The sequence below is a fragment of the Mycolicibacter nonchromogenicus genome, from assembly GCF_002101775.1.
In the GTDB taxonomy this organism is placed as follows: Bacteria; Actinomycetota; Actinomycetes; order Mycobacteriales; family Mycobacteriaceae; genus Mycobacterium; species Mycobacterium nonchromogenicum.
In genome coordinates, this window is sequence record NZ_LQPI01000010.1 from 1 (window position 1) to 10,291 (window position 10,291).

Here is a 10,291-nt window from a genome sequence, read left to right on the forward strand (position 1 = left end):
TTGCAAGAGTCAGACACCGGGTGAGAAGAACCCAACCACCGCACAGCGGCACCTGTCACCCTGACACTGAGTGTTTGTACGCCAGACCGCGGTGTGTCGCGTACCAACACGCACGCTCGCGGGGGGCAGGGGATGAGCGGGGGATTCGCGGGGGATCTGGGAATACGGACTAGTCGCGGACGGCGGCCAGCAGGCCGTCTCCCAGCGGAATCAGCGCCGGGGTCAGCCGCTCATCCTCAGCGATCAGCCGGGCGGCTTCGCGCACCGCGATCACCTCGGCGTCGTTGGCCGTCGGATCGCCGGCCCGCCCGCCCAGGGCGGCGCGGTGCAGCACGACCACGCCACCGGGCCGCAGCAACCGCACGGCTTCCGGCACGTAGCCGGGTTGGTCGATCGGATCGGCGTCGATGAACACCAGGTCGTAGGACTCGTCGGCCAGACGGGTCAGCACCTCTTGGGCGCGCCCGCTGATGAAGCGGGTCCGCCCGGGTCCGATACCGGCGTCGCTGAACGCCTGCTTGGCGGTGCGCTGATGCTCGGGCTCGATGTCGATCGTGGTCAGCACACCGTCTTCGCCCATGCCCGAGAGCAGCCACAGTCCGCTGACTCCGGCCCCGGTGCCCACCTCGACCACCGCTTTGCCGCCGCTGAGCTTGGTCAGCAGGCTCAGCAGCGCGCCGACCGCGGCGCTGATCGACGCGACGCCGATCTCACCGGCCCGGTCGCGGGCGGCCGCCAAGACCGCGTCCTCGGTCATGGAGTCCTCGGCGTGCGCCAACAGAGCGTCGGCTCGACTGCGCGGCGGCTCCCCGGAAGTGTCGTCGGTGCTGGCCATGTCCGCAGCGTAGGACACCGCCCTGGCGGCCCGCGCACCGGCGCGCCCGCCCGACACGCCCGGGGCGGGGGCCGTGTCCGAACTGTTACCTGGCCGCATAACCGCAGTGCGCGGGGTATTCGAACACAGGTTCACAGTCGGTGTTCAGTTACAGCACAGAGCGGGCATACAGCGATAGGCAACGGTATCCGCATGGAACGAGGTATGAACCGGCCTCGAGACGCTCGGAATACGAGGGGCCCGTCGCGCGTTGACCGCGATAGTGCGCTGCCGTCGCCGGACGGCGGCCCTGGACCAGAGGACGTCGCCATAACCACTTTGCTGCCCCCGGTCGCCATGTCGCATCCGACCACCCACTCGGACCGCTACACCGAAACCGACTGGGTTGAACCGTCCGAGGAGCCGCAGGGCACTGCGGTGTTCGACGCCACCGGAGACCTCGCGGCCATGCCGTCGTGGGACGAACTGGTGCGCCAGCACGCCGACCGGGTCTACCGGCTGGCATACCGACTCTCCGGAAACCAGCAAGACGCAGAGGATCTCACCCAAGAGACCTTTATTCGCGTGTTCCGCTCGGTGCACAACTACCAGCCGGGAACTTTCGAAGGCTGGCTGCACCGCATCACCACCAACCTGTTCCTGGACATGGTGCGCCGGCGGGGTCGCGTCCGCATGGAGGCACTTCCCGAGGATTACGACCGGGTGCCCGCCGATGAGCCGGACCCCGAGCAGATCTACCACGACGCGCGGCTGGATCCCGACCTGCAGGCGGCGCTGGACTCATTGGCGCCGGAGTTTCGGGCCGCGGTCGTACTGTGCGACATCGAAGGTCTGTCCTACGAGGAAGTCGGAGCCACCCTCGGGGTGAAGCTGGGCACTGTGCGCAGCCGTATTCACCGGGGCCGGCAGGCGCTGCGGGACTATCTGGCCGCCCGGACCGCGCAGCGTGACGGCGCTGCAGCGACCGGCTGACCTCGGCTCGACGGCCGGTTTCCACGCCTGCGGGCGGTATCGCGCTACATTCTTATTGGGCCTTTATTTTGGCCCGAGCGAATGCCGATCTGGGTGCGTGGGAGAGGAGTCCGGTGTGACGGACCGCGGAGGTGTTTTCCGTCGCGCGTTCTCCTGGCTGCCCGCTCAGTTCGCCTCCCAGAGTGACGCGCCGGTCGGTGCCCCGCGGCAGTTCGGCTCCACCGAGCATCTCTGCAGTGAGGCGATCGCCGCCTACGTGGACGGCGAGCTGCGGATGAACGCCCACCTGCGCGCCGCGCACCACCTGTCGCTGTGTCCCGACTGCGCGGCCGAAGTGGAATACCAGAGTCGGGCACGCTCGGCTCTGCGCGATTCGCATCCGATCCGGATCCCCTCCGCGCTGCTGGGCCTGCTGGCCCAGATCCCCGAGTCCCCGCCCGAGTGTGCGCCGGACGAGCCCACCCGGCCCGTGCCGGCCCGGTTCGACGACGGCAAAGCTCAAGAACGCCGCAAACGTCGGTAAGGTGGATCTCCAGCGGCGCGAGCGCCCGGTGATGGCGTGCTCGCGGAGCCTGGAAGCGCCCCAGGGCTGGACCCGGAAGAGGAATAGGTGAGCTCCAACAACGAGAACGCCGGCGGTAACCGCTTGGCTCCGCGACCCGTCTACCGGCCCCCCGTGGACCAGGCGTCCAAGAAGGCTTTCGGCCGGCCTGCCGGAGTGTCCGGTTCTTTCATTCCCGCTGAGATACGGCCCAAGAAGTACCGCGAGCAGGGCGAGTTCACACCGCGTGACCTGCCGCCGGACCCGGTGCTCAAGGAGGCATTCAGCCGTCCTTACGGCACCGGCCCCTCGTTGCAGCGTCATCCCGCCGACGCCGGCGCTCTCAACCGCAACGGCAAACCAGAGGGGCTGGAAGACACCGGTGACCCGTGGCGTGACCCCGCCGCCGGTGCCGCGCTGGGCGCGCCGGCCGTGGTCCCGCCCGCTCCGCGGACCGCCGGGGACCTGGGCGGTCGCCTGGGCGTGCGCGACGTGCTGTTCGGCGACCGGATCTCCTACCGTGCACTGGCCACGCTGGCCGCGATCGCGCTGGCGATCGGCTTGGTGGGCGGCTGGGTCGGACGTACCACCGCGCAGGTCGTGCAGGCCTTCACGACGTCGAAGGTGACGCTGTCCACCAAGGGCAACGCCGAGGAGCCGGCCGGACGATTCGCCAAGGTGGCCGAGGCCATCGCCAACTCCGTGGTGACCATCGAGTCCGTCAGCGACGACCAGGGCATGCAGGGCTCGGGCGTGGTCATCGACGGCAAGGGCTACATCGTCACCAACAACCACGTCATCTCCGAAGCCGCCAACAACCCCAGCAAGTTCAAGACCACGGTGGTGTTCAACGACGGCAAAGAGGTGCTGGCCAACCTGGTCGGCCGCGACCCGAAGACCGACCTGGCCGTGCTCAAGGTCGACAACGTCGACAATCTGTCGGTGGCCCGGCTCGGTGACTCCGACAAGATCCGGGTCGGCGACGAAGTGATCGCAGCGGGAGCTCCGCTGGGCCTGCGCAGCACCGTGACCCACGGCATCATCAGTGCCGTGCACCGGCCGGTGCCGCTGTCCGGAGACGACTCCGACACCGACACCGTGATCGACGCGGTCCAGACCGACGCCTCGATCAACCACGGCAACTCCGGCGGTGCGCTGATCGACATGGATGCCCAGCTGGTCGGAATCAACACCGCCGGAAAGTCGTTGTCCGACAGCGCCAGCGGTCTGGGATTCGCGATCCCGGTCAACGAGATGAAGGTCGTGGCCGAGGCGCTGATCAAGGACGGCAAGATCGTGCACCCCACGCTGGGGGTGAGCGCCCGCTCGGTCAGCAACGCCATCGCCTCCGGCGCGCAGATCGCCAACGTCAAGGTGGGCAGCGCCGCGGAGAAGGGCGGCATGCTCGAGAACGACGTGGTGGTCAAGATCGGCGACCGCAGCGTCGCCGACGCCAACGAGTTCGTGGTGGCGGTCCGCAACCTGACCATCGGCCAGGAAGCGCCCGTCGAGGTGGTTCGGGACGGGCGCAACGTTACGCTGATGGTGACCCCCACCCCGGACAGTTAGAAGCCCGACTCGATGTTTGCCAATGTCGGCTGGGGCGAGATGCTGGTCCTGGTGGTGCTCGGGTTGGTGATCCTGGGCCCGGAGCGGTTGCCGGGAGCTATCCGGTGGACCGCTGGTGCGCTACGCCAGGCCCGTGACTACGTCAGCAACGCCACCGAGCAGCTGCGCGACGAAATCGGTCCGGAGTTCGATGACCTGCGGGCTCCGCTGAGTGAACTGCAGAAGTTGCGTGGCATGACACCGCGCGCGGCCCTGACCCGGCACCTGCTCGACGGCGACGACTCGCTGTTCACCGCGGTGGGTGCGCTGGCCGCGGATCCCCGTCCGATGCCGCCGATACCGGCGGTGGTGCCCGAGCCGGGCGCCCCGGCTCCCTTCGACACCGACGCCACCTAGACCCCCGCGCGGCAGCCGCCAGGCCGGTTCAGCGGCGCGAGCCGCCGGTGTCCAGCCCCAGCGACATCCCCACCAGTCCGCGTCGGCGGCCGGCCAGCTGCTCGGCGATCCGGCGCAGCTCCTTGCCCGCGGCCGAGTCCGGCGAGAGCACGACCGGGGATCCGGAGTCGCCGCCGGTCACCATCTCGCTGTCGATCGGCACCTGGCCCAGCAACGGCACGTCACGGCCCATCGCCCGGGTCAGCCGCTCGGCAACCCGCTCGCCGCCGCCCTCGCCGAACAGATGCATGGTGGAGCCGTCGGGCATGGCCAGGCCGGCCATGTTCTCCACCACCCCGACCACCTGCTGGCGGGTCTGCAGGGCGATCGCCCCGGCCCGCTCGGCAACCTCCGCGGCAGCCAGCTGCGGAGTGGTCACCACCAGGATCTCCGCTGAGGGCACCAACTGGGCCACTGAGATCGCGATGTCGCCGGTGCCCGGTGGCAGATCCAGCAGCAGCACGTCCAGGTCGCCCCAGTAGACGTCGGCCAGGAACTGCTGCAATGCCCGGTGCAGCATCGGGCCCCGCCACACCACCGGGGTGTTGCCCTGGGTGAACATCGCGATCGAGATCACCTTCACGCCGTAGCCGATCGGCGGCATGATCATCGAGTCGACCTGCGTGGGCAGCGCGGTGACGCCCATCATCCGGGGTACCGAGTGGCCGTAGATGTCGGCGTCGAGCACCCCGACGGACAGACCCCGCTCGGCCAGGGCGACCGCGAGATTGACCGTCACACTCGACTTGCCGACCCCGCCCTTGCCGGACGCGATCGCGTACACCTTGGTCAGCGACCCCGGCTGGGCGAACGGGATAACCGGCTCTGGGGTGTCGCCCCGCAGCTGTTTGCGCAGCTCGGCCCGCTGCTCGTCGCTGAAGACATCCAGGCTGACCTTCACGGGTCCGGTGCCGGGCACGTCGCTGATCGCCGTGGTCACGTTGTTGGTGATCTCGGCTTTCATCGGACAGCCGGCGATCGTCAAGTAGATCGTGACGTGGACACTGCGGTCGTCCGCGATCTCGATGCTTTTGACCATGCCCAGATCGGTGATCGGACGCCGAATGTCGGGGTCGAGCACGGTGCCCAACGCTGCGTAGATGGCGTCGTGCAGGGCTGCGGTGTCATCCTGATTCTCGGACATCGCAATCGAGTCTAGGCCAGTACGGCAGGGCCTTTTCCTGGGAGATACGTCAGGCCGGCGGGACGGCCTGCGGCCCGTTCTGCGGTGTACCGGCAGGCGCCGGTGATGGTGGCGCGCCCGGTACGTCCGGCGGCGCCGGTGCGACGGCATAGGCCGGCATCGGCGCGGGCGGGGCCGGCGGGGCGTCCGGTGGAGCAAACGGGGCCGGCGGCAGGCCGTTGGGTGCCATCGGCGCAGGCGGGAGGCCGTTGGGCGCCATGGGGGCCGGCGGGAAGCCGTTGGGTGCCATCGGAGCCGGCGGGAAGCCGTTGGGCGCCGCTTCGGGGCCCGGCACAGCCTGCGGCTCCAGACAGATCATCCGGCAGGCCGCAGAGGGACGCGGCAGTGGCTGCTGCTGCGGTTCGTTGGCGGTCATCCACGGTGGCAGCCAGGGCAGGTTCGCCAACTGGGTCTCCAAGCTCTGCTGACCCAGGTCGATCAGGGACGATTCGGCCGGGTGATCGAGCCGAGACATCCCATGCAGGCTCAGTGACTCCGGCCCGAGCCCTTCCGGATGTTCCAGGTGCTCCAGATGAAGGTCCGCGATCGGCGGTGCGGGGCCCACGATGGGCGGCAGATCGACGGGCGCCACCCCGGTGGCGTAGGCCGCCGCCCACCCCATGACGTTCTCGGCGTAGGCCATCGAGTTGTTGTAGCGCAGGATCGCCGTCAGGACCTGCGACTGTTCGCGCAGGTTCAACCCGCCGCTGCACAGGTACCGCGCTGCCGCCAGCGTCGCGTCGTAGATGTTCTGCGGGTCCGCCCGACCATCGCCGTCGCCGTCAGCGGCGTACCGCGACCACGTTCCCGGCAGGAACTGCATGGGGCCCAGGGCGCGGGCATAGACCACCCGGCCGGGGGCGCTGCTGGCCACGATGACTTCGTTTCCCGGCAGGGTGCCGTCCAGTGCCGGCCCGTAGATGGGCTGCAGCGCGTTGCCGCGCGCGTCGGTGGCCCCACCGTTGGCGTGCCCCGATTCGATACGTCCGATCCCGGCCAGCAGGTTCCAGCTGACCCCACAGTCGGGCGCGGCAACCGCCATCTGCTGCTCGGCGTTGCGGTAGGCCGCCAGCGCCGTCTTGGGGATCCCCAAGGTGCCCGGCGCATAGACGACGGCGGCCGGTGGCGCCGACGGCGCACCGGCGGCCACGTGCAGATTCGGCTGTGGGCGCCGCACCGCGACGACGGAGGGGCCCGAGGAGTGGCCGGGCGTGTGCACCGAAGCCAAGTGAGTGACCGCGGAGTTGCGCAACGGCAGCGCGGTCGACGAGCGGGGAGTGGCACCCACGGCTCCGGCAAACACCAACGGGGTGATGAAGGCCAGGCCGAAGGCCGGCCGCAGGGCCGATCGGGCCGCCCGCCGCCACTTGGCAGTGCGGGACACGCGTTCCGGTGCGCCGCCCCCTGTTGGCACTCGTCCGTCCCTAGTCCGCTGTGGAGAAACCGCTCGGGCTTCGTGAACTAGGTCACCATACCCAACCGCGGCCCTGTCGATGGTCGTTATCCGGTCCGCGTCACCTGTCAGGGTGCCGGGGTGCGGACTCGGTGGCGGTATCGGGTTCGGGACGCAGGGCCTCCAGAAGCTCCCGGAGCCGCTCCAGCTCATGGTGCAGGTAGTCGCGAGTGGCGACCTCGCCCACCGCCAGGCGCAGCGACGCCAGCTCCCGGGCCAGGTACTCGGTGTCGGCTTTGGTCTGCGCGGCGCGGCGGCGGTCCTCGTCCAGACTGACCCGGTCGCGGTTCTCCTGCCGGTTCTGGGCCAGCAGGATCAGCGGGGCCGCGTAGGCGGCCTGGGTGGAAAAGGCCAGGTTGAGCAGGATGAATGGGTAGGGGTCCCACTGCAGCCGGAACGCGTAGACGTTCAGCAGGATCCAGGCCACCACGATCACGGTCTGAATGGCCAGGTAGCGCCCGGTGCCGAAGAACCGCGCCACCGACTCGGTGAACCGGCCCAGCGCGTCGGGGTCCAGGTTCAGGCTGGGCAGCCGCGAGGTGCGGGGCGTGGAGAGCCGCTGCGATGCGGGGCGGTCGGTCACGACTGCCTCCCGGCCAGTTTCGGCCCAAGGTCTGGCTCGGGGGTCTCACGCCAGTCGTCGGGCAGCAGGTGGTCCAGCACGTCGTCGACTGTCACCGCGCCCAGCAGGTGGTTCTGCTCGTCGAGCACCGGGCCGCAGACCAGGTTGTATGCGGCGAAGTAGCGGGTCAGCTCCGCCAGGGACACGTCCGGGTTCAATGCCGGCAGGTCGGAGTCGACGAACCCGCCGATGAGCTCGGCCGGTGGCACCCGCAGCAGCCGCTGCAGGGGGACGGAGCCCAGGTAGCGCCCCGTCGGGGTGGCGGTGGGGGCCCGCGTCACGAAAACCAGCGACGACAGCGCCGGAGTCAGGTCGGGGTCGCGCACGCGGGCCAGCGCCTCGGCGACCGAGGTGTCGGCGGTCAGCACCACCGGATCGGTGGTCATCAGGCCCCCGGCGGTGTTGGGGGAGTGCTCCAGCAGCCGGCGCACCGGGTCGGAGTCGTCGGGGTCCATCCGCGCCAGCAACGTCTCGGCCTCGGCGGGGTTCATCACACCCAGCAGGTCGGCGGCGTCGTCGGGGTCCATCTCCTCCAGCACGTCGGCAGCCCGGTCGGTGCCCAACTGGGCCAGCACGACGGCCTGACGTTCTTCGGGCAGCTCCTGCAGGATGTCGGCCAAGCGGGCGTTGTCCAGCGCCTTGAACACCTCGTAGCGGCGCTTGGGCGGCAGCTCGCGGATGGCGTCGGCGACCTCGATCGGCCGCCAGCCCTCGAACTGCTGCAGCAGCTGCGCCACGCCCTGTCCCGGCATCGCCAGCGCGGACGGGGTCAGGCCCTGGATGTGGTGCCAGTCCACGATGTGCACGGCGGCGCGCCGGCCCAACCGCCGGGAGTGCCGCACCGCGACCCGGGTCACCAGCCAGTCGCGGGTGCGGGTCTGCTCGATGGCCAGGTCGGTGATGGTCACATCGACGCCGGCCAGCTCGGGCAGCTCCGGGTCGGTGACGCGGACCTTGGTGTCGAGGACCTGACCGAGAACGAGTGCTTCGCCGGGCCGTTGCTTGAACTTGCGCAGTGACACCGACCCGGTGTTGAGGGTGACCGCATTGGGTTCGATCGACGCGACCCGCAGAATCGGCACGAAGATGCGTCTGCGGGTGGGCAGTTCGACTACGAGTCCCAAGACACGCGGCTGCTGACGCACGATGCTGAGGCTGACCACCACATCGCGGACCCGGCCGACGGATTCGCCGAACGGGCCCAGCACGAGCAGTCGCGCAAGACGCGCTGCGTAAACCCTGTTGCTCGACGCCATGGTTGAAAGGGTAGGAGTATTTAGGTGACCAACGTGTATCGCCCCCGCCGTACCTGCCTGTCGGTGCCTGGCAGCAGCCAGAAGATGATCGACAAGGCCAAGGGACTTTCCGCAGATGAGGTATTCCTCGATTTGGAGGACGCCGTCGCGCCGGCGGCAAAGGAGCAGGCCCGGACCCTGGTCGCCCAAGCGCTCACCGCGCGGGACTGGACGGCGCCGCTGCTCGGGGTGCGGGTCAACGACTGGACCACACCGTGGACCCATGCCGACCTGATCGAGGTGGTCTCGGCGGTCGGCGCGGTCGGCGCCCGCCTGGATGTGATCGTGCTGCCGAAGGTGTCTGACGCCTCGCATGTGCAGGCACTCGATCTGTTGCTGACCCAGCTGGAGACCATCCACGGGCTGCCGGTCGGCCAGATCGGCATCGACGTCCAGATCGAGGATGCTCGCGGCCTGACGAATATCAACGCGATCGCCGCGGCGCCCCGGGTGCAGGCGCTGGTGCTCGGTCCGGCCGACCTGATGGCGAGCCTCAACACCCGCACCCTGGAGGTCGGCGAGCAGCCGGAGGGTTATACCGAGGGCGACGCCTACCACCATGTGTTGATGACGATCCTGGTGGCGGCGCGCGCCCACGGGGTGGCGGCCATCGACGGGCCGTATCTGAAAGTGCGTGATGTCGACGCGTTTCGGCGGGTGGCCGGTCGCTCGGCTGCGCTCGGTTACGACGGCAAGTGGGTGCTGCATCCCGACCAGATCGCGGCGGGCAACGAGATCTTCAGCCCGCGTCAATCCGAGTACGACCACGCTGAGCTGATCCTGGAAGCCTATGCGTGGCACACCTCGCAGGCCGGCGGAGCCCGCGGCGCGGTGATGCTCGGCGACGAGATGCTCGACGAGGCCAGCCGCAAGATGGCCTTGGTGGTGGCGGGCAAGGGCCGGGCGGCCGGAATGCGCCGTGAGGCACCGCCGTTCACGCCGCCGTCCTCGGACTAGCGGGCGGCAGCCCCGGTTCGGGGCTGGGCAGCGACCATCGCCTAGCTCAGGGTGATCATCGCGAGAATGATCGAGAGGGTCACGGCGACACCGCCTATCGCGGTCCCGGCCACCGCCATGCCGTGGCCGGCTTCGCCGGTTGACCTGATCTGGCTCAACGCCACGCCGCCCAGGATGACACCGGCCACCCCCAGCGGCCAGAACACCAGGCCGAGCAGCGACACCACCAGGGAGCTGACCGCCAAGACGTTGGTCTTCTGCGCCTGCCCCGGATTGAAGTAGCTGCTCGGATACGGCGTGCCGTAGCCCTGGTAACCGGGGGGATTGCCATAACCCGGCGGGGGATAGCCGGGCGGGGCGCCAGAGCCCGGGTATTCGCCCGGGGCGGGCGATGCGGGCGGCAGATAGCCGCCGGGGGGCAGGTAGGGA

At 69.5% G+C, this 10,291-nt stretch carries 11 protein-coding genes; 5 read left to right on the forward strand and 6 right to left on the reverse strand.

Features of this window, described 5'->3' with window-relative positions; genetic code table 11:
- Positions 1-169: 169 nt before the first annotated feature.
- Positions 170-835 carry an O-methyltransferase gene (locus tag AWC18_RS00285; RefSeq protein WP_064997963.1) on the reverse strand — a complete coding sequence of 222 codons (666 nt, stop codon included), beginning with the start codon at positions 833-835 and terminating at the stop codon, positions 170-172.
- Between the two features lie 192 nt (positions 836-1,027).
- Between AWC18_RS00285 and sigE the strand changes: the two genes are divergently transcribed.
- From sigE to tatB, 4 genes are all read left to right on the forward strand, one after another.
- Positions 1,028-1,807: an RNA polymerase sigma factor SigE gene (gene sigE / locus AWC18_RS00290; protein ID WP_082961093.1), complete on the forward strand. Its 780-nt coding sequence runs from the start codon at positions 1,028-1,030 to the stop codon at positions 1,805-1,807.
- A 115-nt stretch (positions 1,808-1,922) separates the two neighbouring features.
- Entirely contained in the window at positions 1,923-2,330 is a 408-nt protein-coding gene (gene rseA / locus AWC18_RS00295) for an anti-sigma E factor RseA (protein ID WP_064997961.1), read from the forward strand.
- 87 nt (positions 2,331-2,417) lie between these two features.
- Positions 2,418-3,917: a serine protease HtrA gene (gene htrA / locus AWC18_RS00300; protein WP_085136953.1), complete on the forward strand. Its 1,500-nt coding sequence runs from the start codon at positions 2,418-2,420 to the stop codon at positions 3,915-3,917.
- A gap of 12 nt (positions 3,918-3,929) precedes the next feature.
- Positions 3,930-4,313 carry a Sec-independent protein translocase protein TatB gene (gene tatB, locus AWC18_RS00305; RefSeq protein ID WP_064997959.1) on the forward strand — a complete coding sequence of 128 codons (384 nt, stop codon included), beginning with the start codon at positions 3,930-3,932 and terminating at the stop codon, positions 4,311-4,313.
- A 28-nt stretch (positions 4,314-4,341) separates the two neighbouring features.
- On the opposite strand, the gene AWC18_RS00310 is transcribed toward tatB, so the two are convergent.
- The 4 genes from AWC18_RS00310 to AWC18_RS00325 all read right to left on the reverse strand — a co-directional run bounded on the left by AWC18_RS00310 (position 4,342) and on the right by AWC18_RS00325 (position 8,866).
- Positions 4,342-5,496: an Mrp/NBP35 family ATP-binding protein gene (locus AWC18_RS00310; protein WP_064997958.1), complete on the reverse strand. Its 1,155-nt coding sequence runs from the start codon at positions 5,494-5,496 to the stop codon at positions 4,342-4,344.
- A 49-nt stretch (positions 5,497-5,545) separates the two neighbouring features.
- Positions 5,546-6,949 carry a lytic transglycosylase domain-containing protein gene (locus tag AWC18_RS00315; protein WP_064997957.1) on the reverse strand — a complete coding sequence of 468 codons (1,404 nt, stop codon included), beginning with the start codon at positions 6,947-6,949 and terminating at the stop codon, positions 5,546-5,548.
- A gap of 100 nt (positions 6,950-7,049) precedes the next feature.
- On the reverse strand, positions 7,050-7,571 hold the full coding sequence (locus AWC18_RS00320; protein ID WP_064997956.1) for a DUF1003 domain-containing protein: 522 nt from the start codon (positions 7,569-7,571) through the stop codon (positions 7,050-7,052).
- Positions 7,568-8,866, reverse strand: coding sequence for a magnesium transporter MgtE N-terminal domain-containing protein (locus tag AWC18_RS00325; RefSeq protein ID WP_064997955.1), 1,299 nt, complete (start codon positions 8,864-8,866; stop codon positions 7,568-7,570). Before AWC18_RS00325 ends, AWC18_RS00320 begins: the two co-directional genes overlap by 4 nt.
- 24 nt (positions 8,867-8,890) lie before the next feature.
- On the opposite strand from AWC18_RS00325, the gene AWC18_RS00330 reads away from it, so the two are divergent.
- On the forward strand, positions 8,891-9,862 hold the full coding sequence (locus AWC18_RS00330; RefSeq protein ID WP_064997954.1) for an HpcH/HpaI aldolase/citrate lyase family protein: 972 nt from the start codon (positions 8,891-8,893) through the stop codon (positions 9,860-9,862).
- Between the two features lie 41 nt (positions 9,863-9,903).
- Here the strand turns inward: AWC18_RS00330 and AWC18_RS00335 are convergent.
- Positions 9,904-10,291, reverse strand: a 388-nt coding sequence (locus AWC18_RS00335) for a DUF4190 domain-containing protein (protein ID WP_133054963.1), incomplete at its 5' end; no start/stop codon positions are given.